Below are 24,246 nucleotides of genomic sequence, written 5' to 3' on the forward strand. Positions count from 1 at the left end.
CACCTCGGCGACCGTCTCGGTCGAATGGGGTGGTGTCCCGGGCGGACGCGTCTTGTCGCGCAGCAGACCCTCGACGCCCGCCTCGGCGTAGCGCCGCTGCCAGCGCCACACGGCCGGACGGCTGACGCCCGCTCGCCGGGCGACGTCCTGGACACTCAGGCGCTCGGCCGAGAGCAAGACGATGCGGGCGCGCTGGATATGTTTGAGCGGGCGAGAGCGGTCGCTGGCGATCGCAGCCAGCCGTGCCGCGTCGCTCGCATCGAGAAGAACGCATACCGTCTGAGCCATGGCCCAGACTCGCACGCCTCACCGCCTGCGTGAATCCTCCGTCCGCGTCACTGCACTAGAACGGCCACGCCTCATCCTTCTGCTCCGGCACCGTTCGCTCGCCCGGCGCGACCAGCTCCACGATCTCGTCGAGCGGCTGCGTCACCCGGATGGTGCGCCCCGCCGCCGTGATGAAGGTCTCGTTGCGCATCAGGTCCGTGTCGCTGAGCGCCTGAACGCTCGTGACACGCAGCAGGTGGCGGCAACCGTCGCCATCCTGCACCTGAAGGAAGTTCCCGATCCGCCGAACGGCCGACATGGCGCTCTCCCACCTCGCTGATGGATTCCCGGTCTACGCGCCCTGCAGGCTCTCGGCGAAGTCCTCGGGGATCTCGCCCCACTCACCGAGGATCGTCACGCCCTCCAGCTCGCCGGTCTCGTCGTCAGCCACCACCTTCAGCGCAGCTGCGCCCGGCATGCGCTTGGCCAGGTTTTCGGCCTTCTTCACCGCCCCGCTCTCGGTCTGTGCCGGCTCCTGCCGGGCCGGCCGTAGCCGTTTCCGGTGCACCTCGAACGGTTGCACCACGAACGCCGTCTTCATCGCCATCGCCGTCTCTCGCTCGCCTCAGCCTGTCACCCGCTCTCCACCGGTCGCGCAGTCCGCATAAGACACAGCTGCGACCGGCATTTTCGACCCGGGTTCACGTTCATCCAACGGCCGGGAAGAAACGTCTCGTCCGCCGATTGCACCCGGCTGGCGCACAAGCATTGTTCTGCTTTTGTTCTAGCATGGCCAAGCCGCGGGTGCACCTCAACTGGATCGGCGCGCCGCTGGTCCAGACCCCCGACGCCGTGCCCGTGCCGCTGATCGTGCTCTCGAACAACGACGGCCGCGCCGTCGCCCGGATCCCCGAGGCCAAGGCGCTCGGCGTCCGGATGGGCGACCCGTACTTCAAGATCCGCGGCCCGTGGCGGGCGCAGGGCACGCGAGTGTTCTCGACGAACGACACTCTCTTCAGCGACGTGTCGGGGCGGACCGACACGGTCTACCGGCAGCTCAGCCCACAGGTGGAGATCTGCTCCACCGATGAGAGTTTCCTGAACCCGTCTGACGTGGCGCCGGCGCTCCGGGTCGACCTCGCCCGCGATCTGCGCGACCTGGACCCGAGTCCCGTGCGCGAGAGCCTGACCGTTGTGGGCGAGCGGATCATCCACGACCCGCGCGGCATGGCCTGCCTGCCGCTGGAGATGGTGGCGGCGCGGCGGAAGGCTGCGCGGTGGCGCGCTCGCTCTCCGGCCGGATCACCGAGCGGGCGGTGCTGGACGAGGTGGTGGCACGCGAGACGCGGCTCGGCTCGGCTCGGCTCGGCTCGGCTCGGCTCGGCGAGAAGCTGCGGCGCCAGCGGCTCGTCACCGGTCACGTCACGATCTTCTACCACACGAGCGAGCACGGCCGGGACGAGCCGATCCGCTCGGTCTCGACGACCGTGCCGCTGCCGGAGCACGGCTCGGACACGCTGGCGCTGATCAAGGCGGCGCGGCACTGGACGACGCAGGTCAGCGATTTCCTGCACTCGCGATCGCATCCTGCCGCACGCGCTCTGGTACGCTAACTCACCTTGTCGTCTGGCTCGGTAGGCTCCACGCTCGTACCGAGCGCTCCACCATGAGGCGGATCCGTCGGACCGTGCCCGTCCCGGTTCGATACGGCGCCGTGATCTGGATTGCGCCCGTGGTTCGGGTGCGTCGCCTGCCGGTGGGCCTGTGCCAACTCCCTGTGGGTCGGCAGCGCCCGCCAAGGAGCGGGGGCGGCCCCCAGACGAAGCACCGTAGGCGCGCGCGTGAAATACACCGCCAGCACCACCCACGGGACGACGAAGACAACAAATGCGGCGAGACCCATGACGATGCTCCGCGGATATTTGCCAGCAATGGTGAGAACGCTGGCGATCCGCTACTGATCCCAACGGGAGGAAATCAATTTATGTCGCGCCGCAACACAATGGTCGTTGGTGGCTGGGCGGCGCAGTATCGCGTGGTCTTGGCAAAATCGAAAGCGGAGATGCCGATACGCTTGCCCACGGTCCGTGATTTGGCTCGAAGCGGGCGGAAGCGGGTACTACCGCCGAGCAGCGAGAGAAAGGAACCTGTTTGATGGCTGCGGATCTGATGTCGGCCCACTTGAAAGGTCCGCATCGGGCGGATCTCCGCCTGTCACCGTCAGGGCGAGGCGGGCATTTAGCGGATAGCCGTTCCGCACGTTCTCGATCCGTAGCAGGCTTCGGGAAGGTCTGGTTCCAGGTACCCGATGAATTAGCCGTCACGACAGGGCCGGGCGGCGGTTGAGCCGCGCGCTTTTGATCGGGCCAAGCTTGAGCGGTCTTCAGCTCCTGCTGATCCGGTCCGTTCAGACATTCGGGATGCTGCGGGGACGTTCGTGCCCCATCGCAGGAGAGAATGCACTCACACCGCGTGTCCGAGACGGTGTCAGAATTTGCCTAGGATGGGGCTCGGCTCGGGCATTTCGCCCTTCTCCTGGTAGATCGGCACCGTGGCGCGCAACCAGCCGCGGGTCTCGAGTCCGGCGTAGTTGCGCTGAACGACGTCCCGCGTGACGTAGGCTTGAAGATTGACCGGACCGAAGTTGTATCCGACCAGGCCGCCTACAGCGAACTGGCCCTGCCGAGCATAGGACGGGTTGGTGGTCGGCAGGTCGGTCGATCCGAAGGCTACCGGCCCGATCTCCCACTTGCCGAAATGCTTGGTGGCCGTGAGGTCGAGATTGAGGAAGTCCGGGTAGAAACTACCGCTGGCCGACCGCGTATCGAAGAAGGTCCCGTACAGGAAGTTGCCAGTCAGGTTCCAGCCATCGCCATTGTAGGTGATGGCGAAGCGTTGGTGCAGAACCGGATTTTGGATGACGATCTTGGTGTCGCTCGGAAGGTACGCGCCGAGCAGATAACTGAAATTGAGGTTGTTGCCGAGCTTCCAGGCCACCTGTGCAGCGAGCAGCGTCTGACCGAACCCGCTTTGGTACGCCGCGCCCCGCGTGCTCGAAGCCGTGATCGGCTGCAACACGACAAATTGCAGTCGGCCGCCAACCACTTCGGCCGGTGTCGCCCAGATGAAGGACGGCAGGTTGATGTTCGAGTCGGTGCCGCGTGGGGTGATAGCGCGCGAGCCGAAACTCGACGTGTCGATGAAGTAGAGTCCAATCGGCAACGGGGCGCCCGGGGCTTGCCCCACGGTTTGTCCGGGCTGCGCCGACGAGCCTGCCTGCGCGGAAATGGCAGCCCACCCGCAGGTGAGCGCAGCCGCGATGGCAGCGGTATGGGTTGCCCGGATAAGCCCAGCTGTCGTCATTCCGCGGCCCAAACCTCTCCGTCGTCGGATCGGCCTTTATTGCATGCCGGCACGGATTAAGCGGCCTTCTCGTGCGTGGTGTGCAGAGTTGCGAGGTGAGCGTAGCCATAGGGCAACAGCCGACACAACGAAGGCTTGCCTTTTCGGTTGTTCCCAATCCACTTTTTCAGTGAGGCCCGGCGAGGGGCGGAGCATCCGCTTCCGGGCGAAAAGCCAGAGTCTGCCCTCCACCCGGAGCCGGAGTTTCCGGAGGACTGACGAGCGGCCCCTTTGGAGAAGCGCAGACGGCGGCCGGGCGGCTGGGTTGGCTCGGTCGCCGGACCCGAGTGGCTGCCGTGATGCCTCCAGCTGCGTCACGACCGCGTGATGTTGGCAGGGGCCACGTTCCAGGCGGCCCCCTGCCGAGAATTCAACGATCGTGTTGTGCGGTTAAGCCCGCGCGCTTTACCGTGCGGGTGCGGTGGCGCTCCCGCCTGCACCGACGCCAGGACGCGCGGTCCCGGTTCCGGGCACCGCCGCGGCGCCAGCTGCGGGTGAGCGAGTGCTGGTACCTGTCGTCTCTTCGGTCGCCTTCTGCCCTTCGCTCTTCACGGAACCCGGGTTGTTCATGTTGCCCGTAGCGCTACCGCCGCCGGCTGGCTGTTGGGCGTAGGCTGTGCCGGTCAGAGCAACAGTAAGCGCGGCCGCAAGGCCGTACATCTTCATGCGCATAGGCGGTTCCTCAATCGTCCCAATTTCGGGATCGTACATCAACGCTGCCCGCGCACTTTTTGTTCGGTAGAGACCAACCATGATGGCTGCGAGGACAGAAGGGAGATCGAGTATCATCGAGGCGAGGATCCAGTGGCAGGCACCTGCCGGCAGTGCTGGTGACCGCCGGTGGTTGAAGGACGAGGGGACGCTGTAGAAGCCCCTGGTCGGTCTGGGGGATGTCCGCCAGTGCGCTTTCGGGAGCCGGTGCACGAAAGCGGAAGTCGCCCGTCGAGCCCTGAGCCGGGTGCAGATCCGCCGCGCTTGCGCAAAATTGCTGGGCGCGCAGGCGTTTCTCCGGAACCAGGCCAACCCGCAAAGCACTCAAAGAGCTGGAAGTCGTTACACACGATCGACTGACCAGAAATCCTCTCGGATTGCGGAACGGTTTTGTCAGCTTGGCCGTAACTTGACCAATCGAGCCGCGACAGCGCGGGTGAGAAGACCGAGGCGGTCCAAGCATGAAGCGCGCCCCATTCCGCATCATGATCCGTATCAACGGCGATCAGCGCATCCTGCTCGCGACGTCGGAGCGAGAGGCGGCGCTCAAGGCCGAATCCGTTCTTCGACGATATGACGCCCCGCCCGGCGGGGCGGGTTTCATCATCGAAGCGACCGACACCCAGGCGAGCACGCGCATAGCGGCCTATCTGGCCGACGTCGCCCTTGAGATGGAAATCGCGTGATGGACCTTCGAGGATGACTGTGTCGGACAACAGAGTCCCATACGTGCTGGGTGCCGCGGGGGTGCGATCGGTCGTGATCATCGACGGCGGCAGCACATTGGCGGTCCGATTACGGTCGCCCGACGACAATGAGTTCTGCGTCTTGCTGCCGATCGCTGTCGTGGGCGACCTCCTGTTCCAGCTCGCAGATGTGATGAGCCTCGGCCTTGACCCACTTCCATGACCGAAAGGATGCCAGCTTAGGCGAAGGCGATGACCCGGTGCTCGACGCGGTCGCCGTCCTCCAGTGCCACGGCTACACGGTTGAACCGGATGACGACTTCGCCCGCTGGCGGATCGATGGCGGTGACTGGATCTCGCTCAACGCCCTATTTGTGATGGCTGTGCGGTTAGGCTTGAGGGACGGGCCAGGACGAGCACAATAGCCCTTGCCGGCGAAACCAAGATCCTGACCGACGCGGGTTTCGCCGATATGATCCTGGGAAGGCTCGCGACAAACCCTCAACTGGGCCAATCCAACACTTGGTGCCGTCCGCTCAGGACCTCAGACCGGCGTTGTCCGTCGGCCCACGAATGACCGCTTTCGGGAAGCGCCGACGGCTCTCTTCATGACTGCATGGGTCGGGCGCCGAATGGCCGGTGCGTGTGGTCTCCTGTCGATCTGCTTGCGAGCAGCGCAGGCCTTGAAGCCGACGTTCTTTGCAGGGCCGCAAATTGCCAAACCCTGCTTGGGCGGGCATGCCGTATCGGGGCGCATCAGCCGCTGCCGGTCACGTGCGCTCCTATGGTGATGGTGTCGTCAAGACCAATGGCCCGTTCCGGGTCGCGACAACCGTGTGCTCGTATTGCACTGTCGGAGCTCTTGGTTGGCTATAGAGCGTCCAGCCATCGTCGCCATTCTCAGCGAATTCTGCTCCGAGAGACAGGAATGGCTCGACGGTAAAGACGAGCCCGTCCGTCATGATCCGCCGTTCTGAAGCATCGGGCCAAGTTGCGATCTCCGTCGGCTCTTCATGCAGCGACAGGCCGACCCCGTGGCTGGCGAGATTGCGCACGAGCGTATAGCCGTTCTGCCGAGCGAAGGTGCCAACGGCTTGACCGATGCCGGCAAACGGCTTGCCGGTGCTGACCTGACGCAATCCGGTCCACATTGCCCGACGCCCGTCGCGACAGAGCCGTTGGACCGCTCGTGTCACCGGAGGCACAGCGAACGACGCGCCCGTATCTGCGAAATAACCATCCTTCTCGGCGGAGACATCGATATTGATGAGGTCCCCCGCCCTGACACGACGATCGCCGGGTATGCCATGGGCGATCTGCTCGTTGACACTGATGCAGGTCGCGCCCGGGAAGCCATAGACCAGTTCGGGAGCCGGGCGAGCACCGGCCGCATTCAGGTAGTCCCGGCCGATTTGGTCCAATTCACGCTCGGTCATGCCGGGCTCGATGGCGCGGCCCATCACCTCGAGCGTGTCGGCAACGATGCGTCCGATCTTCTTGAGCCCTACGAGGTCGTCGTCGCTCGACACGGTCATGCGGTATCTCTTGCGAGCCCCAAAGTGGCTGTAGTGGCGCGAAATTCTAAAGTCCGCAATTTCCGTATCGATGCTGACTGCCCTCCACGCAGAGCCTCAAGCCAGGGCTCATCGCAGACGACGGCTTCAAGGCGCTCGTGATGACGTTCCACATGCCTGACTGGGGGCGAGTGTGCTGAAAAACTCGGGTCCTGTTCGAAGCAACACCGCCAAAGCTGTCGGCCCGGGAGCTTTCTACCATAGATGAATCCCTCATAAGCTGTGGCGGCTGGATCGCACTGCCGGGAAGAGGTAAGTTTTCTCTTCGGGCACCCTCTCCGATGACGTTTAAGGTGCTGGCACCGCGTTTTTCATCGAAACCGGGCGAAAGCGGCCATCGCGGTCCTGAGATCGTGCTCCGGTATCAGGTCGAAGAGACGTGGACGCGGCCTCCACGGACCGCCACCGCGTCGAGGTCCGCCGGGGTCTGGCTGAACGCCAAGCCGTCGGCCTCCAGGCGCGCCAGCGCTCAGGCGGCGTGTTTGGCGCGCTCGCGGCCGGGCAGGCCGGCGCGCTCCGCGATCTCGGTGGGCGTAGACGGCTCGGATTTGGGCGTAGCCAGGAAATACGGGCGGATGTCTCGGCGCGGCCGGGCGCCTCGAGGCGATGGAGCCTTCGGCATGCTGCTTACAAGCCATCCACGAACATGAGCAGCAGTGCTGAGACCAGCAACAGAGGAGCCAGAATGCTGGCTGCAAGCACGTCGCGCCTCTTCATTGACTTACGTTCCCAGCGGGCGGCCGCCAGGTTCAATGCGGCGTAGCCGGTGATCGGCCCTGAAAGCCATAAGGCAGCGAACAAGATCCAGCCGGTGAGTGTCTGCGGCGTCATCGCGCTTGTCGCTTCTATCCCGACGACGACCTACGCCGACGCCGCTGCCAGCAGGCAACTGCGTGCGGTCTCGAGCCGCTCCTCGTCCGACCGCTCCGGCATATCGGCAGCGATCCTCGCGACGATCTCCCGCGTGGCCGCCTCGTCCAATCCTAGCGCGCGCGCAAATCCGTCAAGGCGCCGCATCATGTGCTGGATCGCGGCGCGCTGGCGCGAGGCCTCCGGTTGATCAGACCGGACATCCGTCATCGCCACCGCTCCTCCTTGCAGGCGAGAAGGTGGACCACGTGCATGCAGCGCGCTTGGGCCGTTTGCGATTTCGCACCCGCCATGCACGCCTCCATGCCAATCGACAGCAGTCCGAGATCCAGGTCTTTCTCCGATGCACAGGTGAAGATCGGCTCAAATCCCTCGAAGCGGCTTACCCGCCAGAAAATGACGACGATCAACACCAGGCAGAACGCTGCAACCAGGATCTTGTTGTCGTAGAACCAGTGCCGGCCTTCGGCTGTGGCAACTCGTCCGTTCATCGCGTCACCGAATGTGCCAGCAGGATCGCGGTTCGGACCATGTGCCGCTTCCAGACCGGCTTGTCGGTGGTCAGCGCCTCGGCCGCGCGCGTGTTCGCGCGGAGCGTCACAACGAGGTTGAGGGTCCAGCCCTTCGCGAGTGGGTACGATTCGGAGGCGAGGTCGGCCGGAACCGCGTGGACCGTGGCGTCGATTTCCTGATCGCTGACCTCGGCGGCCTTGCGCAGCTCGGGGGCGGTCGCGGGTTCTTTGGCCATGGTGAAGAGCTACCGGAGGCGGCCTCAGCCGTCCATGAGGCCCATGCGCATTGCCTCATCGAGGAGCTCAGCGCCGGTCATCACCTCGCCATTCACCCGCCACAGCGCGGGATCTTCGGCAAACGGCTCGACCATGTAGCCGGCAGCGACCAAGGCCGCGACAGCTTCGGGAATAGGATTGCGGGCAGGACACATGGGACGAGGCTAACGTGGCGGGGGGAGGGGGTCCATTGCGCGCTTGGAGACAGGCGCCGCGAGGTGACGCGCTCACGTGAAATCGGTAGGATCACCCCGACTGTTAGTCGCCTTGTCGCAGGTTCGAGTTCGGCTCGGGGAGCCACAAGACCGGCTCCATCACAATCAAGACTTTCAGTGCCCTCGCCGATACGAGGCCGCCGCTACGCGGCGCCACGGTGAAGGCTCGACTTCTCCGCGTCCACGGCAATCCGCTTTTCCTGATCGGCGCTCAGGCTCAGGATACGCGACCCGAACGACCTTGCCGTCGTCAGCAAGCCACGGAGCCGTCGCTCAGCGACGGCGGGCGCGGAGCGCGTACAGAACCGCGAAGGCGATGATCACGCCGACGAGCAGCAGGGATGGCATGCCGAGGAGTCCGTTGGACTGTGCCGGCTCGGTTCCAGGTGTTGGATTGATCGCCTGCGCGTGAACGCGGGTGGCTGCCAAGCCGAGAAGCGACACGGCCAGGGAAACCGGTCTCCACATGATGCGTCTCCGGCGTTGAACAGGAGGCCGGCAGACGCCCGGCCTCCTCAGATCCGGATACCGAGCGCGGCGCGCCAACAAGGGTCTGCGACCGCCATGCCCGGCGCGGTTGCGGAAGACGCGGCCCAAGCGCCGCGCCTCCGGGACAACCCGGCGAAACTTCTATGAGTGCTGCTGACGCTTCAGGCTGCTCTGCGCCCCGGACTCGTCCGTCTTCGGGTTTGCCATGCCGCTGGTATTGCCGTCCTCGTCAGGCCCCACATCGGCGAGCACCTGCCGGTTGCCGGCATGGTCCTGATACTGCTCCGTCTGAACGTTCTTGCTGTCCAAGCCGCGCTCGTCACTGTGTCGCGACTTGTCCCGGTTGCTGAGCACCATGTTCTCCGGCAAAACGCCGTCGGGCAGCTCCGACATGGCCCCTGTTCCGGAGCCCTTGCCCTGGGCGCCCGGGCCGATCTTGTGCCGACTTGCATTCGCCATGATCATCCTCCGGTGCGGTTCAACGAAATCGTTGGGCGCAACCAGAGGCTGCACCCACGCGCAGCGCGCGCTCAGCGGTCCTGCTGGTAGCCCTGGTTGGTGGTGTTCACCTTGGAATTTCCGGATTGGCCGACCTTGTCCGGATCCTTTGTCTGAGATCCGGGCCGGCCCTGGGTGAGCGGCGCCTCTGTGGCGCTACCGGGTCCCTTGTCGGAGCGGTTGGCCGGAGGAACAGGCGGTGGCTTGGTCGTCATGTGTACTCCTCGGTGCCCAATGTGGGGCCAACCCGACAAGATCCGCATCGTTCCGCACCAGGCTTATTTGGCCACGCTTGACAGCGAAGCCTGGCGCGCAGTGCCGATAGAGCACAAATATACGTTCTACTTCCCGAGTAGACGCCGCGATCGATCGGCACCGGCGGCGTCTATACTGCGCTGACACGCGAAACAATGATCGCCGGGTCGGGTTGTCGAACCAGGGGCCAGGGCTCCCGAGGATCCCTCAGAACGTGAATCCGGTCCGCGCCGTCGGAAGACGTCGACGGGTGTGAGACCCGGCCGGATCGATTCAGCCGTCGAAGCGGCGGTCCGCCTTCCTGTTCGACGCAGCGCGTCGAGACCCGTGCACCGCGGGCGCCTCGCCACCTTTGCAAGGAGCGTCATCATGACCGACTTTCCGAAGCCGCCCTTCGACAGGCAGCGACAGCTCACCCCGCCGGCCCGCGACGCAGACATGGACCCACGCCCGGATTACGGCGAGGCGCATTACCGCGGCTCGGGCCGGCTCGCCGGCCGCAAGACGATCATCACCGGTGCGGATAGCGGGATCGGCCGCGCGGTGGCACTGGCCTTCGCCCGAGAGGGCGCGGACGTGCTGATCAGCTACTACGACGAGCACGACGATGCCCGCGAGACCTGCCGCTTGGTGGAATCGGCAGGCCGCACCGCCATCGCTATGGCAGGGGACATCAAGGACCCGAAACATTGCCGTGCCATCGTCGACAAGGCGGTGGCGGCGTTCGGACAGGTCGACGTGCTCGTCAACAACGCCGCGCACCAGAAAACCTTCGCCAATCCGGAGGAGATCTCCGATGAGGAGTGGGAAGTCACCTTCGCGACCAACATCCACGCGATGTTCTATCTGGTGAAAGCCGCTCTGCCGCACATGAAGGCCGGAAGCGCGATCATCAACACCACCTCGGTAAACGCCGATACGCCCAGCCCGCAATTGCTGGCCTACGCCACCACCAAGGGCGCGATCCAGAACTTCACCGGCGGCCTGGCGCAGCTGCTGGCGGAGCGCGACATCCGGGTGAATTGCGTGGCCCCCGGGCCGATCTGGACGCCGCTCATCCCCTCCACCATGCCGGAGGAGAAGGTGCGTACCTTCGGCTCGCAGGTGCCGATGAAACGCCCCGGCCAGCCCTGCGAACTCGCTCCGGTCTACGTGATGCTGGCCAGCCCGGAATCGAGCTACGTCTCCGGCGCCACCGTCGCGGTGACCGGCGGCAAGCCGATTATCTGACCCGAGCCCGCTCCTTTTTCCCAGGAAAGCATCGATGACCCAGAATCCGGCTGATCCGAAACCATCCGCCCGCCCGAACCTTCGCAGCTTCAGCGCCAATGCCGACCGAAATGGTCAGGATCTCGGGCAGGATGAAGCCCGGGATCTCGGCCGCCCGGCGGAGCTCGAGCGTGAGCGCCAATCCGATCCGAGCTGGGAGGCCGAGGTCGCCCGCATCGCGTCGGGGCAGCAGCGTCTCGACGCGGTGGGCGGCGGCAGCATGGCCTCGGTCGAAGCGACGGAGGCCGAGACACCGCCCGAGAACCTCCGCCATCTCGGCGACGCGAGCACCGGCCCGCGATCATCCTGACCTCGCGAGGAGGACGCGCGAGACATGATCCCGACCCGTGTCGGTGCCGTCAGCGACCATGTGTTTCCGGCCCTGATCGCCGCGCTGTCGCGGCGGCCGGGGCGAAGCCCCACGACCCCGCCGGATCCTGCAGGCCGGGCCGGTCTGGCACACGGCCTAGACGGTCCTGACGCGCTATGAGGGCGGCCTCGTGCCCCCGCTCTCGATGCGGCGCCATCTCGCCTGCGACGCAGTGGGTGCCCTCGGCTTCGTCGGTGCCGCGGCCCCGCTGCGTAGCGAGCCGGCGTGGGACCGGGTCTTGCTGGCCGTCCTGGGCCCGAGAGCACTTGTTCTGATCGCTGCACGCGGCCGGCAAGTCTCCCGAGGAATACAGAGGGGCCGGCGCGGTCGATGCGTCGGTCCTGGGCGGGAACGAGAGCGATGAGGCCGGGACATGGAGCGCGCCCGCCGCGTCACTGCCGCGCCTGAAGGGTCGATGCTGGCTCCGGCCGGTGCGGACGCGTGATCGGTGATGATGTCCGGTCTCGGCCTGCCGCTCGTGATCCCTTCAGTGTTCACCTTCGGCTGGATCCTCATCCAGACGGCCGATAGGTGGGGCGAGGCCGTGACCGAGGGGCTGTGTGCCCTGTTCCTGCTGAGCGTGCTGCTGACCGTGATCGCGCCGCTGGCCTTCTTCGGCAGCCGGCATGCCACCGGCCCCGTCCTCATCCGGTCCATGTCGGGCGGCTAGGCTGGACCGGCAGATTCTGCCGCTCGGCGGATCCTGCCGGAAGGAAGCCCCGGAGCATTGTTGAAATCATTGGGAAAATCCTGGAACGGTCCGTGCCTGCCCTCACCGAAAGCGGTCGCGGAGGCGTACCATGTCGGTGAATGCGGTTACGGGCAGTTCTCTCCAGCGGGATCTTGTCAGCGCCCTGAGGCAGGCGCGCGCGGCGAATGCCACGCGTCTCGACATCGGCACCACAGCGGCGGCGAGCCAGGCGACCGGCACAGCGGCCGAGGCGGGGAGTCCTGCCCAGGCCACCGGCACAGCCTCGACACCGGCTATGTCGAACGATCTGCTGGCGTCGCTCCTGCAGCTGCAATCCGACTTCAGCCAGATGGGTCTTCAGAACGGCGTCACGGCGCCGGCGGAAGCCACGGCCAATGCTGACGACACGTCCACGACCGGCACGGCGCCGGACCAGGCCGCGGCCGGCGCGGCTCCCGTCCACCCTCATCGCGGCCACCATGGCCATCGGCCGGTTTCGGATGAGACGCAGAACGGAGAGCCCGAGCAGACCGGCAGCGCGACGGATGCGTCCACGTCCGCGAGCACGTCCGCGAGCGCGACGCCGACCGGCGAAGCCGCGGCGGCGACGGGCAGCGGGAGCGACCTGCAATCCTTCCTGCAACAGGTGACGAAGGCGATCACCGCCTATGCGACCGGCGGGCCTCTCGGCATCGCGGCCGCGCTCACCAGCAGCACCAAGGCCTGATGACCCCGGGCGTGCGTGGCGTCTGGAGCCGCGCGGTGACCTCTGGCATGATCCGACGAACCGGAGATCGCCATGCCCCTGACCGTCCCCGTGATCGTCGGCAGCGTTCGGACCGACCGCATCGGCATCCGCGCCGCCCGCTTCCTGATCGCGCAGCTTGAGGCGCGCGGCCACGTCGCTCCGCTGGTCGATCCGGCCGAGCTGAGGCTCCCGCTCCTGGACCGGATGTACAAGGAATACCCGGCCGGGACCGCGCCGGAGCCCCTGCAGCGGCTCGCCGAACTCTTCCGCCGTGCCGACGCCTTTCTTGTGGTCACGGCCGAGTACAACCACGGCGTCCCGCCAGCGCTGTCCAACACCCTCGATCACTTCCTCGAGGAGTACTTCTGGCGGCCCTCGGCCATCTGCTGCTATTCGGCCGGCCAGTTCGGCGGCGTCCGGGCAGCGATGCCGCTGCGGGCGATGCTCGCCGAAATGGGCATGTCCAGCATCCCGTCGCTCCTGCCGATCCCGCGGCTCCATAAGGTCATCGATGCGCAGGGCGTCCCCACCGAGCCGTGGCTCGCGACGGCGGCCGCCCGCTTCCTCGACGAGCTGGAATGGCACGCCGAGGCGCTGCGGGATCGGCGCCAGCGCGGCACGCCGTACTGAGAAGGGGGCGCCGGCGGCCGGAACCCGCGGCACGCCGCGTCACCCGCGAATCAGCACTATTCGCGCAGCGACACGTGCCTTCAAACGCGCGAATCTCTGCGATGACGCCATCGAAGAGGCGCATTTAATACTCCAATTGCACAAATACTCAGCATATGATTGCAGAACAACTTTGCACCGGCGATCCACCGAAACGGTGAACCCGCGGAGCGGCAAGGTCGCGAGACAGTATTACGCTGTTGCAAAAAGGTGGCTGCACACGGCGTCGAAGTATGAGAGCTTGGCCGTGTTCCCGAACCCGGACCGATTCCGATGAAGATCGACGAGAGGGCGCTCCTGCAGGAGCGCGTGCGGACGCTTGTCCTGCGCCATGCCCTGGAAGCCGTGCTAGACCGCCTTGCCTCGGTCGCGCGCGATGCGGGGAAGGATGCCGAAGCGGAATTCCTGAACCTGGAGCAGTCGCTCGTCACAGCGGCCCGCAGCCTCGCGGATCGGGCCAGTGCGCAGAAACTGGCAGTTCTGGTCGCCGTCGAGGACGCGAGCACCACCATCCGGGCCGCCTTCGACAACGCGCATGAGCGCCTCGATGTGCTGCGGCCGACCCACCTCACCCTGGTCGAACCGACCGCGGCCGTCGCCGCCTAGGCGCGGCGCGGCTTTGAGCGTGGCCGCCGGTTCAGGGAACCGGTACCAGCAGGTCGCCCCCTCGATGCATCCGGCAGCGATGCGGCCGGGTTCCGAAGCGCGGATCGCCGTAATCGGCACTCTTCGCCGGCAACTGTGCCCTTCGGTATGGCCCAATAGCCGGAGCGTCGGTACGGGCAGGTTCGGCCGATGCCCGGCGGGTCACTGCTTGGCGCGGTTGATGATCGCCCAGAGAACGCGCGCGACCGGCTCGGTGACGGTGCGGCGATACTTGCGGTGAACCAATTGGCCGTTGTGGAAGACGTCCTGCTCCACATAAAGCCGCTCGCCGTCCCAGCGGACGATGTTGTCGGACTCGATGGTCTCCTCGACGCCGAGATCGCCTCGGAGAATCGAGTTGCCTGTCTGGGTCAGCATACGCGCGTCCTCGTTCACGCAGTCGGTTCCATCCGGGAAGCGCCATCGCGGCCCGTGCAGCGCGACCCCAGGCAACCCCCGACGCCGTGCAGCATAGGAGCGCATCGGTGCACTTGCCAGCGGCGCGGTGGACGCATTCGACCTGCCGTCACGTCACGCCGGACTGTTGCCGCGCTCGAAGGTGCTGGGACCACGCTTAACGTTACCCATGTGCGCTTTGGCACGTCCAGCTCGACCGTGAGGTGCGATGCTTCACATGCGCATCCGGTCTGCATGCACGACGCAGGCTGAAACGGACGCGCGACGGAGGCGTCCATGCTCGCTCGCCCGTTCCGCCTGTTCGCTCCTGCGCTGGCAGCCCTCGGCCTCGTGGCCCTGCGCCTCGCAAGCCCATTCGTTGGGCCGGTATCGCCGCAGCAGCCCAGCGCCTCCGAGGATGCCGGCGTGGTCTTCCGGCACTATCTCTGACGTTCAACCGCGTCGGCTGAGAACGGAAGCCGGACTCGGCAGCGGACAGGAGGCTCCGGCCGCGGGCCCGAGGACGATGTCCCCCTGGCGCGGATTGTTCACCGTGAACGGGGCCGTCTCCTGAAGGCCGATGAAGCCGCGCCCGAGCTGCGGCACGAACAGGTCGCCGCCGAACCGGACGAAGCAGCGGTCGAGCACCGCCTCGTAGTCGAAGGTCCGCTGGGTGACCGGGGCCCCGCCCGCCTGCGGCACGCCGCAATAGCCCGCGATATCGATCTGTCCTGGCCGCGACAGCCGCACCGGCAGGGACCGGCCCGGCAGCAGCGTCGTGGGGGGTCCGCCGTCCTGGCGGGCGACCAGAACGAGGTTCGACCGGTTATAGACGCGGCGCAGGCAATCCGCCGACGCGCTCGAGACGACCGAGGCCGCCCCGGCTATGCCGAGCACGAGGGTGGCCCATGCGCATGCTACCCGCTTCGTCACCGCAATTCCTCCGCCGGTCGGGCGCTCGATCGGTCGAAGCCGTCGATGATGCCGTCCATGACTTGAACAGCGGCCAGCTTGGCCGCGCAAGACGAACGCGGCAAGACCAAGGGCGTTCACGCGCGTCGCTTAAATTCCCGTTTGGCCGATGGTCGCGCGGAACGCGCCTTCCCGCTCAGCGTCGCTCGTAGAGCAGGCGGGCGCGGATCGTGCCCGGAATGGCGCGGATCTCGGCGAGCAGCGCCTCCGCATCCGCATCGGTGGCGTCCGTCTCCAGCACCACGTAACCGACCTCGCCGTCGGTCTGGTAGAACTGCGCGGCAATGTTGACGCGGCCGCGGGAGAACACGTCGTTGAGGCGCCCGAGCATGCCGGGCAGGTTCCGCTGCACGTGGATGAAGCGCGTCCCGGTCGGACGTGCCGGGAGCTGCACCTGCGGGAAATTCACGGCGCCGACCGTGGAGCCGATATCGGAGTAATCCACCAGCTTGCGCGCCACCTCGGAGCCGATGCGCTCCTGAGCCTCCTCGGTGGAGCCGCCGATATGCGGAGTCAGGATCACGTTCTCGAGCCCCTGGAGGGGGCTCACGAAGGGTTCGGCGTTGGAGCCGGGCTCCACCGGGAAGACGTCGACGGCCGCGCCCTTGAGATGGCCGTCGCGCAACGCCGCCGCCAGCGCCTCGAGATCGACCACGGTGCCCCGGGCGTTGTTGATCAGGAAGGCGCCGGGCTTCATCGCGCGGATCTCGGCCGCGCCGATCATGTTGGCGGTGGCTTCGGTCTCCGGTACGTGAAGCGAGACGACGTCGCTCTGCGCCAGGAGCGCCTTCAGCGTCTCGACCGGCTCGGTGTTGCCGTGGCGCAGCTTGTCGGTGTGGTCGTAATACAGAACCCGCATGCCCATGGCTTCGGCGAGCGTGGAGAGCTGCGTCCCGATATTGCCGTAGCCGACGATGCCCAGCGTCTTGCCGCGGACCTCCAGAGAACCCGTGGCCGACTTGTCCCAGCGGCCGGCGTGGGCGCCGACCGAGCGCGGAACGATCCGGCGCAACAGCATCACGATCTCGCCGATCGTCAGCTCCGCCACCGAACGTGTGTTGGAGAAGGGGGCGTTGAAGACCGGAATGCCCAGGTGGCGGGCCGCCTCCAGATCGACCTGGTTCGTGCCGACCGAGAAGCAGCCCACCGCCAGGAGCCGGTCCGCCGCCTCGAAGGCGGCCGCATCGAGCTGCGTGCGGGAGCGGATCCCGACCATGTGCACGCCCTGGAGCGCCTCATGCAGGGCCTCCCGGTCGAGCGCCTTCGGCAGCCGGGTCAGGTTGGTGTAGCCGGCTGCCCGCATCAGCGCCACGGCGCTGTCGTTGATGCCCTCGAGCAGGAGGACCCGGATCTTGTCCTTCGGCAGGGAAAGCTTGTCGGGTATCATGGGCATCGATCGTCCGGCAGCAGGTCGTTCCGGCCGAAGCCCGCCGACCCTGGATTCGCGGGGTCAGGGAATAGGAGGCTGCCGTGTGCGTTGCAACATCGCGCGACGCCGACCCGCCCGGCAAGGCCGCAGCCCCGCCCTCGGCCTGCTGCATGGCTTCGGCAGAAAGGACCCGACCCACCTGCTGCCGAATATTCAGGCAGCTCAAAGTGTCTTGAACCGGCCTCGCAGACGGAACTTGACATCGCCTCGTGGCTTGTAGGGCTCTCTACTGTAACGACCCGCCTTCCGGCACGACCGGACAGCGACCTGCCTCACGGTCCTCGACGATGCACATTCGCACCGGCTTCTCGATCGCCTTCGATACGTTCGGCCCAACGCCGATGAACCTGCTCCTCAACATACGGCCGGAGCGCAGGCACGATCTCGTGACCCCGGAGGTGATTACGTTCGACCCTCCGGTCGCGGCGACGCAGCATGTCGATGCCTTCGGCAATGTCTGCACCCGCATCGTTGCACCGGGCGGGCGGATCACCATGGCGGCGGATTTCACGATCGCCGACAACGGCGTGCCGGATGATCAGGCACCGGGTGCGCGGCAGGTTGCCGTGCAGGATCTGCCCGAGGACGTCCTGCAGTACCTGCTCGGCTCCCGTTACTGCGATACCGACAAGCTCTCGGGCATGGCGTGGTCCCAGTTCGGCGGCACGCCGGAAGGATGGGCCCGGGTTCAGGCGATCGTCGACTTCGCCCACTCGCGTCTGCGATTCGACTATCAGCAGGCCGATGCCACCCGCACTGCCTTCGACGGCTACAATCAGGGCGTCGGGGTCTGCCGCGACTTCGCGCATCTGGCGATCACCCTGTGCCGGTGCATGAACATCCCGGCGCGCTACGCCACCGGCTACCTCGGCGATATCGGCGTTCCGAAGGACCCGGCGCCGATGGACTTCTCCGCGTGGTTCGAAGTCTTCCTCGAAGGGCCCGACGGGCCGCGCTGGTACACGTTCGACGCCCGGCACAACCGGCCCCGCATCGGCCGGATCGTCATGGCCCGCGGCCGCGATGCCACCGACTGTGCCCTGACCACGAGCTTCGGCGCAGCCCATCTGGTCCGTTTCGACGTTCATACCGACGACGTGACCGCAGCACCGGATGCGCTGGCTCGCGCCGCCTGAGGCGACCGGGCGTTAGACGGTCTCGACGATCCCACGGACGGGTGCCGGGTTGTTCGCCAGGTGCAGGAACGTCGGATCGAACTCCGCGACTTCCGTCAGCGCATCCCAGTCCTCGATGGTCAGGATGCCACCGCTCAAGGTGACGAGGCCGCGGCCCCGCAGGGTGCGCAGAACCCTGTTCAGGTGGACGCTGGTCAGGCCCAGGGCATCGGCGAGTTCGGATTGCTTGGGCACAAGGGGGCAGCTCAGATCGCGCGCGAGCCCGACGGCCTTCTGTCGGAGATACAACTCGCAGAACAGGTGGGCGACGCGACCGAGGGCCTGACGCCGCCCGAGACTGGTGATCCGCTCGCGGTAATGGGCGGCATCGATGAGGCTGTCGCGCCAGAGCGTGGCCGCCAGTCCCGGGTTCCGCAGAAGGACAGGGCGCAGATCGTCATGGGCGATCAGCGCGACGACGCTGGCCGTCAGCGTGGCGAGGTTGTGATCCATCCGGTGCAGGTGGAGGCTTTGCAGGTCCGGCAGGTCGCCCGCGATGTAGAACGACAGGATCTGACGCCCACCTTCGGAGAGGGCGGCGTATCGATAGACCCAGCCCTGCAGGACCAGACAGCTGTGGTTTGGCCGGTCACCGAATCGGACGATGTCGTGGCGGGCCGGCAGGTTCCGGACCGTGTGGGGCAGATGGAGGAGCGCGTCGCGGTCGGATTCCGCGAGGCGCGTGATGCTGTCGAGCTTGCGCGCCAGCATCTCCATCGGGGTGTTGTACCCGTCCGGCATCGGCTGGTCAGGTCCGGAATCGCGGCGCGCGCAGAGCTGCACGCTGAGGTCTGTCACGACGAAGTCGGGCAGCGCGAAAGTCGAGGTCAGGACGCGGCACGCTTCTCCTCCACATGGCCCCGGATCGCCGGACCGGCCCGGATTCCGGGCAACCGGGCCGGCCCCTGGCGCCCGGCGGATACAGCGCCGGCAAGTGTCCACCCGGGGACAGACTTGCCGCATCTGTTGCCGGCGGCAAGACCCCCCTTCCGCAGTGCCCCAATATCCGCCCGCCGAGCCTAAAACCCTCGTCGGTTGAAGTCGCAAGGGTGATGTTGTAAGGGACGCGCGTCCTCCCGGATCCGCCTTCGCGCGCACGTCTTCTGGCGCGCCCGCAGGGCCACTGGCGGGACCGCCCTCGTCATCCGTATCGACGCGTCGGCAAGCCGGTTCCCGCGGGACCGGCCGCCTCTCCCGAAAGACTCCGGGGAGGCCGCGGCGAACGGGGGCGCCTGCAACGCGAGCCGCCGACGCAACGGGCCTCCGCCGGAGGCCGTTCAGGAGACAGAATGACCGCAGGTACCGCTCTGGGGCATAGCCCGAGCCGCGACGATTTCGCCGCACTCCTCGAGGAGAGCTTCCTCGAACACGAGATCACCGAAGGGTCCGTCGTCAAGGGTCGCGTCGTCGCGATCGAGAAGGACGTGGCCGTCATCGACATCGGCGCCAAGACGGAAGGCCGTGTCGCGCTGAAGGAATTCACCGGTCCCGGCCGCGAGGGCGAGCTGAAGGTCGGCGACGAGGTCGAGGTCTACGTCGACCGGATCGAGAACGCGCTCGGCGAGGCGGTCATCTCGCGCGACAAGGCGCGTCGCGAGGAGAGCTGGGTCAAGCTCGAGAAGTCGTTCGAGAACAACGACCGCGTCACCGGCACGATCTTCAACCAGGTCAAGGGCGGCTACACCGTCGACCTCGACGGCGCCGTGGCGTTCCTCCCGCGCTCGCAGGTCGACATCCGTCCGGTCCGCGACGTCACCCCGCTGCTCGGTACCCCGCAGCCGTTCCAGATCCTCAAGATGGACCGCCGCCGCGGCAACATCGTCGTGTCGCGCCGGACCGTGCTCGAGGAGAGCCGCGCCGAGCAGCGCTCCGAGCTGGTGGCCAACCTTGAGGAAGGTCAGGTCATCGACGGCGTCGTCAAGAACATCACCGAGTACGGCGCCTTCGTCGATCTCGGCGGGATCGACGGCCTGCTGCACGTCACCGACATGGCGTGGCGCCGCGTGAACCACCCGTCCGAGGTCGTGACCATCGGCCAGACGGTCAAGGTCAAGATCATCAAGATCAACCACGAGACGCACCGCATCTCGCTCGGCATCAAGCAGCTGCTGGCCGATCCGTGGGAGGGCATCGCCGCCCGCTACCCGGAGGGCGCCAAGCTCAAGGGCCGCGTGACCAACATCACCGATTACGGCGCCTTCGTGGAGCTGGAGCCGGGGATCGAGGGCCTGATCCACGTCTCCGAGATGAGCTGGACCAAGAAGAACGTCCATCCGGGCAAGATCGTCTCCACCTCCCAGGAGGTCGAGGTTCAGATCCTGGAGGTCGATCCGGTCAAGCGCCGCATCTCGCTGGGCCTCAAGCAGACCCTGCAGAACCCCTGGGAGGCCTTCGCCGAGAAGCACCCGGTCGGTTCCGAGGTCGAGGGCGAGGTCAAGAACAAGACCGAGTTCGGCCTGTTCATCGGCCTCGAGGGCGATGTCGACGGCATGGTCCACCTGTCGGATCTCGACTGGAACCGTCCCGGCGAGCAGGTCATCGAGGAGTTCAAGAAGGGCGACATGGTCCGCGCCCAGGTTCTCGACGTCGACGTCGAGAAGGAGCGGATTTCGCTGGGCGTGAAGCAGCTCGGCGGTGACCCCTTCGCCGAGGCCGGCGAGATCAAGAAGGGTCAGATCGTCACCTGTGAGGTGGTCGAGGTGAAGGATGCCGGCGTCGAGGTGAAGATCGTCGACACCGACATGCAGACCTTCATCCGTCGCGCCGAACTCGCCCGCGACCGTGGTGACCAGCGCCCTGAGCGCTTCGCCACCGGCGAGAAGTTCGACGCCCGCGTCGTCCAGTTCGACCGGAAGGCCCGCCGCGTGCAGGTCTCGATCAAGGCCCTTGAGGTCGCCGAGGAGAAGGAGGCCATGGCCCAGTTCGGCTCCGCCGATTCGGGCGCCTCGCTCGGTGACATCCTCGGCGCCGCCTTCAACAAGAAGCGCTCCGACGACGAGTAAGACGCCGCCATCCGCCGCCCGGCCGGTCCGGGCGGCGGATCCGCAATACCGAGACCCGCGCAGGACCAATGTCCTGCGCGGGTTCTTTTTTGGTCCGACACTTCAAGGTTGCCGACGGCCGATCCCAGGTCGCGCCCGACCGTCCCAGGCGACAGCGACGGGCGACCCCGACATTTTCTTCGCGCGCCCCATATCCACGCCCGCGGTAAATGCTCTAGAACACCGGCCTCGCACGGCTCGGACCGAGCGAGCCGAAGGAAACCAAGGACTTGCCCGGCGCGGGGACGCGGCTCCCGCACCCCGTCGAGGGGCCGGCCGGAGGGTTTTAGGGGAAGCGACCGCATGGCAGCCGATGCCGAACTGCTGATTGACCGGCGGCGCCTGCGTCGCAGGTTGTCCCTCTGGCGCGTGCTCGGCGTCGGCGGGCTCATCGTGGCGGTCGGAGCCCTCGGCTACCGGGTGCGTTCGGGAGCGGATGGCGCCTTCGCGGTGCAGCCGCAGATCGCCCGCATCTCGGTCTCAGGCTTCATCGCCGGCAGCGAATCCACCGCCAAGCTGATGAAGCGGGTGGGCGACTCCGACGCCGTTAAGGGCGTCGTCGTCTCGATCAACTCGCCCGGTGGCACGACCACCGGATCGGAGGAGATCTTCCGCAACCTGCGGGCGCTCGCCGCCAAGAAGCCGATCGTCGCCTTCGTGGACGGCACCGCCGCCTCCGGCGCCTACATCACCGCCATCGCGGCCGATCACATCGTCGCGCGTGAGACCAGCTTGGTCGGTTCCATCGGCGTGCTGTTCCAGTATCCCGATTTCTCTGGGCTCCTGGACAAGGTCGGCGTGAAGGTCGAGTCGGTGAAATCGTCGCCGCTCAAGGCCGAGCCCTCGGGATTCACCCCGACCTCGCCGGAGGCGCGCGCCGCGCTGGCCTCCGTGGTCGGCGACACCTATGCGTGGTTCAAGGGCCTCGTGGCCGAGCGCCGCGGCATGGATCCGTCCCAGCTCAACACCGTGTCGGATGGCCGGGTGTTCAGCGGGCGCCAGAGCGTGCCGCTGAAGCTGGTGGACGAACTCGGCAGCGAGCGGCAGGCGGTGGCGTGGCTGGAAAGCGCCCGCGGCGTCCAGAAGAATCTGCCGATCAAGGATTGGAAGCCCTCGTCTGAGAGCAACTTCTCCCTGTGGTCGGCCGCCGGAATCGGCGCAGACCTTCTGGGCCTGGACGGCCTTGCGGCGCGGTTCAGGACCGTCGGCGCCGAAGCACAGGCCGCGCAGGGCGGGATGCTCGCCCTCTGGCGTCCGGAACCCTGAACGAGCGCCGCCGCGCAGCCCGCCCCGATCCCGCGAGAAGACTAGACGCCATGATCAAGTCGGAGCTCGTCCTCAAGATCGCCGAGCAGAACCCGCATCTCTACCAGCGCGACGTGGAGATCCTGGTCAACGCGATCCTCGACACCATTTCCGATGCGCTCGCTCGCGGCGACCGGGTCGAGCTGCGCGGCTTCGGCGCCTTCTCGGTGAAGCGCCGCGAGGCGCGCCGGGGACGCAACCCGCGCACGGGTGCCGCCGTTGCCGTGTCCGAGAAGGCGATCCCGGTGTTCAAGACCGGGAAGGAGATGCGCCAGCGCCTCAACGCCGCGGGGATCGGCGAGAGTGCCTCGGCGGCCGAGTAGGAAGGACCTGAGAGCGCGATGATCCGTTTTCTGAAGAGCCTCGTGCTGCTGCCGATCGCCGCTTTGGTGATCCTGCTGGCGGTGGCCAACCGCGCGCCGGTGCAGCTCTCCTTCGATCCGTTCAACGCGGACGCGCCGGTCTTCAGCGTCGCCCTGCCGCTCTACGCGATCCTGTTCGGTGCGGTGGCGCTCGGGATCGTCGTGGGCGGCATCTTCACCTGGCTGGGTCAGGGCAAGACCCGCGCCCGGGCGCGCTACCATCGCCGCGAGGCCGTCCGGCACGAACGTGAGGTGTCGCGGCTGCGGGCCTACGCGCCGGACAGCGAGACTTCGACCGCCTACACGGTCCCGAATACCGGCCGGACGGCGCTACCGGCGCCGCGGTAAGCCTCTCCCGATCAGCGCGACGGCGCCGAACACTTATCGCGGGCGTCGCGCGGCCGCCACGAACGCCGCGATCTTGGCCGGATCCTTCGCGCCCGGCGCCGTTTCGACCCCGGACGAGACATCGACGGCGCCGAGTCCCGTTCGGCCGAGGGCATCGGCGACGTTGTCGGAATCGAGACCGCCCGACAGCATCGTGCCGGACGGAAGCGCGGCGCCGCGCAGGATGTCCCAATCGAAGCACCGGCCGTTGCCGCCCGGCAGGGTGGCCTCCGGCGGCGCCTTGGCGTCCAGCAGGATCCGGTCGGCGATCGCCGCGTAAGCCGGCAGGAATGCGAGATCCGCGGGCGTCGCGATACCGATCGCCTTCATCACCGGCCGGCCGGACCGGGCGCGGATCGCCGCGACGCGCTCCGGGCTCTCGCGCCCATGGAGTTGGATGAGATCCGGATCCACGGCATCGAGCGCCGCGGCAAGCAGAGCGTCGTCCGGATCGACGAGCAGGATCACCCGCTCGGCCCGCCCGCGGGCGTGGGCCGACAGAGCTGCGGCCCGGTCGAGCGCGACGTGCCGAGGGCTGCGCGGGAAGTGCACGAGGCCGATCCAGTCCGCTCCGGCCTCAAGGGCGGCGGTCAGGGTCTCCTCGGTGCTGAGCCCGCAGATCTTGACGCGGGTCGGGGGTGCGGATTCGAAGGCCATCGGGCTCCTATAGCCGATCCCGCGCCGCCGATCAGGCCAGCGCCGCTGTCGATCACCGCCGCGCGGGCCGAGCCTCGCACATCAGGCAAGACGCATCGCAGATCGGCCGACGATTGCGCCAGGGTCGAGGCCGCGCGCCTGCTTCTCCCATTCATCCCGGGATCGGGTGGCGGAGCCCGGGATCCGGACATGTCGACGCGCTAAGAACACGCCCCGGCCAGGGTTCGGGGTTGCCCGCCTCCGGCATGCCCCAACGGGTCCAGGCTCGTCCGCGGCCCACCCTGATCGACGGCGGGTGGCATCGATGGGGAGCCCTCAGGCCGTGCGGGAGAAGAATCGCATCGCTGCATCCAAGCCGACAACGCCGGCCCGGCT

34 protein-coding genes and 1 pseudogene are annotated in these 24,246 nt (G+C 67.0%); 16 read left to right on the forward strand and 19 right to left on the reverse strand.

Annotation, left to right across the window (positions count from 1 at the left end; all coding sequences use genetic code 11):
• The 3 genes from BLT59_RS22670 to BLT59_RS22680 form a co-directional block, all read right to left on the reverse strand.
• Window positions 1-288: helix-turn-helix domain-containing protein (locus tag BLT59_RS22670; RefSeq protein WP_139174101.1), on the reverse strand; the 288-nt coding region annotated here is incomplete at its 3' end.
• Between the two features lie 55 nt (window positions 289-343).
• The gene (locus tag BLT59_RS22675; RefSeq protein ID WP_091785874.1) at window positions 344-586 is read right to left on the reverse strand and encodes a hypothetical protein; all 243 of its coding nucleotides are present in this window, start codon (window positions 584-586) and stop codon (window positions 344-346) included.
• Window positions 587-619: 33 nt separating this feature from the next.
• A complete protein-coding gene (locus tag BLT59_RS22680) occupies window positions 620-874 on the reverse strand; it encodes a hypothetical protein (protein WP_091785877.1) in 255 nt (84 codons plus the stop codon).
• Window positions 875-1,125: 251 nt separating this feature from the next.
• Here BLT59_RS22680 and BLT59_RS22685 point away from each other — a divergent pair.
• A pseudogene (locus tag BLT59_RS22685) lies at window positions 1,126-1,811 on the forward strand (Y-family DNA polymerase); the annotation flags it as partial.
• Window positions 1,812-2,244: 433 nt separating this feature from the next.
• Here the strand turns inward: BLT59_RS22685 and BLT59_RS30765 are convergent.
• Both BLT59_RS30765 and BLT59_RS22695 read right to left on the reverse strand, forming a co-directional pair.
• A complete protein-coding gene (locus tag BLT59_RS30765; RefSeq protein ID WP_139174102.1) occupies window positions 2,245-2,463 on the reverse strand; it encodes a hypothetical protein in 219 nt (72 codons plus the stop codon).
• A 291-nt stretch (window positions 2,464-2,754) separates the two neighbouring features.
• Entirely contained in the window at window positions 2,755-3,630 is an 876-nt protein-coding gene (locus BLT59_RS22695) for a transporter (protein ID WP_091785884.1), read from the reverse strand.
• A 1,211-nt stretch (window positions 3,631-4,841) separates the two neighbouring features.
• Here BLT59_RS22695 and BLT59_RS22705 point away from each other — a divergent pair.
• The 3 genes from BLT59_RS22705 to BLT59_RS22715 all read left to right on the forward strand — a co-directional run bounded on the left by BLT59_RS22705 (window position 4,842) and on the right by BLT59_RS22715 (window position 5,491).
• Entirely contained in the window at window positions 4,842-5,066 is a 225-nt protein-coding gene (locus BLT59_RS22705) for a hypothetical protein (protein WP_091785890.1), read from the forward strand.
• A gap of 73 nt (window positions 5,067-5,139) precedes the next feature.
• On the forward strand, window positions 5,140-5,289 hold the full coding sequence (locus BLT59_RS22710) for a hypothetical protein (protein WP_244514114.1): 150 nt from the start codon (window positions 5,140-5,142) through the stop codon (window positions 5,287-5,289).
• The gene (locus tag BLT59_RS22715) at window positions 5,273-5,491 is read left to right on the forward strand and encodes a ubiquitin family protein (protein WP_091785896.1); all 219 of its coding nucleotides are present in this window, start codon (window positions 5,273-5,275) and stop codon (window positions 5,489-5,491) included. The genes BLT59_RS22710 and BLT59_RS22715 overlap by 17 nt, the downstream gene beginning before the upstream one ends.
• A 357-nt stretch (window positions 5,492-5,848) precedes the next feature.
• Here BLT59_RS22715 and map read toward each other — a convergent pair whose 3' ends face one another.
• The 9 genes from map to BLT59_RS22755 form a co-directional block, all read right to left on the reverse strand.
• Entirely contained in the window at window positions 5,849-6,601 is a 753-nt protein-coding gene (gene map / locus BLT59_RS22720) for a type I methionyl aminopeptidase (RefSeq protein ID WP_091785899.1), read from the reverse strand.
• A gap of 666 nt (window positions 6,602-7,267) precedes the next feature.
• Entirely contained in the window at window positions 7,268-7,471 is a 204-nt protein-coding gene (locus tag BLT59_RS22725) for a hypothetical protein (RefSeq protein WP_091785902.1), read from the reverse strand.
• Window positions 7,472-7,501: 30 nt separating this feature from the next.
• Window positions 7,502-7,720 carry a hypothetical protein gene (locus BLT59_RS22730; RefSeq protein WP_091785905.1) on the reverse strand — a complete coding sequence of 73 codons (219 nt, stop codon included), beginning with the start codon at window positions 7,718-7,720 and terminating at the stop codon, window positions 7,502-7,504.
• Window positions 7,717-8,001, reverse strand: coding sequence for a hypothetical protein (locus tag BLT59_RS22735; protein WP_091785908.1), 285 nt, complete (start codon window positions 7,999-8,001; stop codon window positions 7,717-7,719). Before BLT59_RS22735 ends, BLT59_RS22730 begins: the two co-directional genes overlap by 4 nt.
• Window positions 7,998-8,258, reverse strand: a complete 261-nt coding sequence (locus BLT59_RS22740) for a hypothetical protein (RefSeq protein ID WP_091785911.1) — start codon at window positions 8,256-8,258, stop codon at window positions 7,998-8,000. Before BLT59_RS22740 ends, BLT59_RS22735 begins: the two co-directional genes overlap by 4 nt.
• 24 nt (window positions 8,259-8,282) lie before the next feature.
• On the reverse strand, window positions 8,283-8,411 hold the full coding sequence (locus BLT59_RS32190) for a hypothetical protein (protein WP_280141070.1): 129 nt from the start codon (window positions 8,409-8,411) through the stop codon (window positions 8,283-8,285).
• A 375-nt stretch (window positions 8,412-8,786) separates the two neighbouring features.
• Window positions 8,787-8,981: a hypothetical protein gene (locus BLT59_RS22745; RefSeq protein WP_091785914.1), complete on the reverse strand. Its 195-nt coding sequence runs from the start codon at window positions 8,979-8,981 to the stop codon at window positions 8,787-8,789.
• Between the two features lie 162 nt (window positions 8,982-9,143).
• Window positions 9,144-9,461 (reverse strand): hypothetical protein, encoded by a 318-nt coding sequence (locus BLT59_RS22750; RefSeq protein ID WP_091786119.1) that lies wholly within the window; start codon window positions 9,459-9,461, stop codon window positions 9,144-9,146.
• 71 nt (window positions 9,462-9,532) lie between these two features.
• Window positions 9,533-9,715, reverse strand: coding sequence for a hypothetical protein (locus tag BLT59_RS22755; protein ID WP_091785917.1), 183 nt, complete (start codon window positions 9,713-9,715; stop codon window positions 9,533-9,535).
• 409 nt (window positions 9,716-10,124) lie between these two features.
• Here BLT59_RS22755 and BLT59_RS22760 point away from each other — a divergent pair, with 409 nt between their 5' ends.
• The 6 genes from BLT59_RS22760 (at window position 10,125) to BLT59_RS22785 (ending at window position 14,108) form a co-directional block, all read left to right on the forward strand.
• The gene (locus tag BLT59_RS22760; protein WP_091785920.1) at window positions 10,125-10,985 is read left to right on the forward strand and encodes a glucose 1-dehydrogenase; all 861 of its coding nucleotides are present in this window, start codon (window positions 10,125-10,127) and stop codon (window positions 10,983-10,985) included.
• Window positions 10,986-11,019: 34 nt separating this feature from the next.
• Window positions 11,020-11,334 carry a hypothetical protein gene (locus BLT59_RS22765; protein ID WP_091785923.1) on the forward strand — a complete coding sequence of 105 codons (315 nt, stop codon included), beginning with the start codon at window positions 11,020-11,022 and terminating at the stop codon, window positions 11,332-11,334.
• Window positions 11,335-11,845: 511 nt separating this feature from the next.
• On the forward strand, window positions 11,846-12,064 hold the full coding sequence (locus BLT59_RS22770) for a hypothetical protein (protein WP_091785926.1): 219 nt from the start codon (window positions 11,846-11,848) through the stop codon (window positions 12,062-12,064).
• A gap of 130 nt (window positions 12,065-12,194) precedes the next feature.
• Entirely contained in the window at window positions 12,195-12,812 is a 618-nt protein-coding gene (locus tag BLT59_RS22775) for a cell wall anchor protein (protein ID WP_091785930.1), read from the forward strand.
• A 72-nt stretch (window positions 12,813-12,884) separates the two neighbouring features.
• Window positions 12,885-13,463 (forward strand): NADPH-dependent FMN reductase, encoded by a 579-nt coding sequence (locus tag BLT59_RS22780; protein ID WP_091785933.1) that lies wholly within the window; start codon window positions 12,885-12,887, stop codon window positions 13,461-13,463.
• 312 nt (window positions 13,464-13,775) lie between these two features.
• Window positions 13,776-14,108 carry a hypothetical protein gene (locus BLT59_RS22785; protein ID WP_091785936.1) on the forward strand — a complete coding sequence of 111 codons (333 nt, stop codon included), beginning with the start codon at window positions 13,776-13,778 and terminating at the stop codon, window positions 14,106-14,108.
• 201 nt (window positions 14,109-14,309) lie between these two features.
• On the opposite strand, the gene BLT59_RS22790 is transcribed toward BLT59_RS22785, so the two are convergent.
• Window positions 14,310-14,525, reverse strand: coding sequence for a hypothetical protein (locus tag BLT59_RS22790; protein WP_091785939.1), 216 nt, complete (start codon window positions 14,523-14,525; stop codon window positions 14,310-14,312).
• A gap of 315 nt (window positions 14,526-14,840) precedes the next feature.
• Here BLT59_RS22790 and BLT59_RS31440 point away from each other — a divergent pair, with 315 nt between their 5' ends.
• Entirely contained in the window at window positions 14,841-14,993 is a 153-nt protein-coding gene (locus BLT59_RS31440; RefSeq protein ID WP_173009151.1) for a hypothetical protein, read from the forward strand.
• A 3-nt stretch (window positions 14,994-14,996) separates the two neighbouring features.
• Here the strand turns inward: BLT59_RS31440 and BLT59_RS22795 are convergent, their stop codons facing one another.
• Entirely contained in the window at window positions 14,997-15,476 is a 480-nt protein-coding gene (locus BLT59_RS22795; protein ID WP_091785942.1) for a hypothetical protein, read from the reverse strand.
• A 175-nt stretch (window positions 15,477-15,651) separates the two neighbouring features.
• Entirely contained in the window at window positions 15,652-16,902 is a 1,251-nt protein-coding gene (serA, locus tag BLT59_RS22800) for a phosphoglycerate dehydrogenase (protein ID WP_091785944.1), read from the reverse strand.
• A gap of 329 nt (window positions 16,903-17,231) precedes the next feature.
• On the opposite strand from serA, the gene BLT59_RS22805 reads away from it, so the two are divergent.
• A complete protein-coding gene (locus BLT59_RS22805) occupies window positions 17,232-18,080 on the forward strand; it encodes a transglutaminase-like domain-containing protein (protein WP_091785947.1) in 849 nt (282 codons plus the stop codon).
• Between the two features lie 12 nt (window positions 18,081-18,092).
• Here the strand turns inward: BLT59_RS22805 and BLT59_RS22810 are convergent, their stop codons facing one another.
• Window positions 18,093-18,860 carry a Crp/Fnr family transcriptional regulator gene (locus BLT59_RS22810; protein ID WP_091785950.1) on the reverse strand — a complete coding sequence of 256 codons (768 nt, stop codon included), beginning with the start codon at window positions 18,858-18,860 and terminating at the stop codon, window positions 18,093-18,095.
• A gap of 548 nt (window positions 18,861-19,408) precedes the next feature.
• Here BLT59_RS22810 and rpsA point away from each other — a divergent pair.
• The 4 genes from rpsA (at window position 19,409) to BLT59_RS22830 (ending at window position 23,175) form a co-directional block, all read left to right on the forward strand.
• Window positions 19,409-21,121, forward strand: a complete 1,713-nt coding sequence (gene rpsA, locus BLT59_RS22815) for a 30S ribosomal protein S1 (protein WP_091785953.1) — start codon at window positions 19,409-19,411, stop codon at window positions 21,119-21,121.
• Between the two features lie 342 nt (window positions 21,122-21,463).
• Window positions 21,464-22,426 carry a signal peptide peptidase SppA gene (gene sppA, locus BLT59_RS22820; RefSeq protein ID WP_091785955.1) on the forward strand — a complete coding sequence of 321 codons (963 nt, stop codon included), beginning with the start codon at window positions 21,464-21,466 and terminating at the stop codon, window positions 22,424-22,426.
• 50 nt (window positions 22,427-22,476) lie between these two features.
• Window positions 22,477-22,788: an integration host factor subunit beta gene (locus BLT59_RS22825; RefSeq protein WP_091785957.1), complete on the forward strand. Its 312-nt coding sequence runs from the start codon at window positions 22,477-22,479 to the stop codon at window positions 22,786-22,788.
• Window positions 22,789-22,806: 18 nt separating this feature from the next.
• Complete coding sequence (locus BLT59_RS22830; RefSeq protein ID WP_091785958.1) at window positions 22,807-23,175, forward strand: LapA family protein; 369 nt, start codon at window positions 22,807-22,809, stop codon at window positions 23,173-23,175.
• Window positions 23,176-23,208: 33 nt separating this feature from the next.
• Here BLT59_RS22830 and BLT59_RS22835 read toward each other — a convergent pair whose 3' ends face one another.
• Entirely contained in the window at window positions 23,209-23,871 is a 663-nt protein-coding gene (locus tag BLT59_RS22835; RefSeq protein WP_091785960.1) for a phosphoribosylanthranilate isomerase, read from the reverse strand.
• Window positions 23,872-24,246: the final 375 nt, after the last annotated feature.

It is taken from the genome of Methylobacterium sp. UNC378MF, from assembly GCF_900103195.1.
Taxonomy (GTDB): domain Bacteria; phylum Pseudomonadota; class Alphaproteobacteria; order Rhizobiales; family Beijerinckiaceae; genus Methylobacterium.

Bases quoted from the DNA above. Each gene is read 5' to 3' on its own strand.
- BLT59_RS22830 (WP_091785958.1), top strand. From the start codon at position 22,807: ATGATCCGTTTTCTGAAGAGCCTCGTGCTGCTGCCGATCGCCGCTTTG.
- BLT59_RS22810 (WP_091785950.1), bottom strand. From the start codon at position 18,860: ATGCCGGACGGGTACAACACCCCGATGGAGATGCTGGCGCGCAAGCTC.
- BLT59_RS22805 (WP_091785947.1), top strand. From the start codon at position 17,232: ATGCACATTCGCACCGGCTTCTCGATCGCCTTCGATACGTTCGGCCCA.
- BLT59_RS22775 (WP_091785930.1), top strand. From the start codon at position 12,195: ATGTCGGTGAATGCGGTTACGGGCAGTTCTCTCCAGCGGGATCTTGTC.
- BLT59_RS22760 (WP_091785920.1), top strand. From the start codon at position 10,125: ATGACCGACTTTCCGAAGCCGCCCTTCGACAGGCAGCGACAGCTCACC.
- serA (WP_091785944.1), bottom strand. From the start codon at position 16,902: ATGATACCCGACAAGCTTTCCCTGCCGAAGGACAAGATCCGGGTCCTC.
- BLT59_RS22740 (WP_091785911.1), bottom strand. From the start codon at position 8,258: ATGGCCAAAGAACCCGCGACCGCCCCCGAGCTGCGCAAGGCCGCCGAG.
- BLT59_RS22750 (WP_091786119.1), bottom strand. From the start codon at position 9,461: ATGGCGAATGCAAGTCGGCACAAGATCGGCCCGGGCGCCCAGGGCAAG.
- BLT59_RS31440 (WP_173009151.1), top strand. From the start codon at position 14,841: ATGCTCGCTCGCCCGTTCCGCCTGTTCGCTCCTGCGCTGGCAGCCCTC.
- BLT59_RS22725 (WP_091785902.1), bottom strand. From the start codon at position 7,471: ATGACGCCGCAGACACTCACCGGCTGGATCTTGTTCGCTGCCTTATGG.
- BLT59_RS22770 (WP_091785926.1), top strand. From the start codon at position 11,846: ATGATGTCCGGTCTCGGCCTGCCGCTCGTGATCCCTTCAGTGTTCACC.
- BLT59_RS22730 (WP_091785905.1), bottom strand. From the start codon at position 7,720: ATGACGGATGTCCGGTCTGATCAACCGGAGGCCTCGCGCCAGCGCGCC.
- rpsA (WP_091785953.1), top strand. From the start codon at position 19,409: ATGACCGCAGGTACCGCTCTGGGGCATAGCCCGAGCCGCGACGATTTC.
- sppA (WP_091785955.1), top strand. From the start codon at position 21,464: ATGGCAGCCGATGCCGAACTGCTGATTGACCGGCGGCGCCTGCGTCGC.
- BLT59_RS22745 (WP_091785914.1), bottom strand. From the start codon at position 8,981: ATGTGGAGACCGGTTTCCCTGGCCGTGTCGCTTCTCGGCTTGGCAGCC.
- BLT59_RS22835 (WP_091785960.1), bottom strand. From the start codon at position 23,871: ATGGCCTTCGAATCCGCACCCCCGACCCGCGTCAAGATCTGCGGGCTC.
- map (WP_091785899.1), bottom strand. From the start codon at position 6,601: ATGACCGTGTCGAGCGACGACGACCTCGTAGGGCTCAAGAAGATCGGA.
- BLT59_RS22705 (WP_091785890.1), top strand. From the start codon at position 4,842: ATGAAGCGCGCCCCATTCCGCATCATGATCCGTATCAACGGCGATCAG.
- BLT59_RS22695 (WP_091785884.1), bottom strand. From the start codon at position 3,630: ATGACGACAGCTGGGCTTATCCGGGCAACCCATACCGCTGCCATCGCG.
- BLT59_RS22780 (WP_091785933.1), top strand. From the start codon at position 12,885: ATGCCCCTGACCGTCCCCGTGATCGTCGGCAGCGTTCGGACCGACCGC.
- BLT59_RS22680 (WP_091785877.1), bottom strand. From the start codon at position 874: ATGGCGATGAAGACGGCGTTCGTGGTGCAACCGTTCGAGGTGCACCGG.
- BLT59_RS22735 (WP_091785908.1), bottom strand. From the start codon at position 8,001: ATGAACGGACGAGTTGCCACAGCCGAAGGCCGGCACTGGTTCTACGAC.
- BLT59_RS30765 (WP_139174102.1), bottom strand. From the start codon at position 2,463: ATGCGGACCTTTCAAGTGGGCCGACATCAGATCCGCAGCCATCAAACA.
- BLT59_RS22675 (WP_091785874.1), bottom strand. From the start codon at position 586: ATGTCGGCCGTTCGGCGGATCGGGAACTTCCTTCAGGTGCAGGATGGC.
- BLT59_RS22785 (WP_091785936.1), top strand. From the start codon at position 13,776: ATGAAGATCGACGAGAGGGCGCTCCTGCAGGAGCGCGTGCGGACGCTT.
- BLT59_RS22790 (WP_091785939.1), bottom strand. From the start codon at position 14,525: ATGCTGACCCAGACAGGCAACTCGATTCTCCGAGGCGATCTCGGCGTC.
- BLT59_RS22825 (WP_091785957.1), top strand. From the start codon at position 22,477: ATGATCAAGTCGGAGCTCGTCCTCAAGATCGCCGAGCAGAACCCGCAT.
- BLT59_RS22755 (WP_091785917.1), bottom strand. From the start codon at position 9,715: ATGACGACCAAGCCACCGCCTGTTCCTCCGGCCAACCGCTCCGACAAG.
- BLT59_RS22765 (WP_091785923.1), top strand. From the start codon at position 11,020: ATGACCCAGAATCCGGCTGATCCGAAACCATCCGCCCGCCCGAACCTT.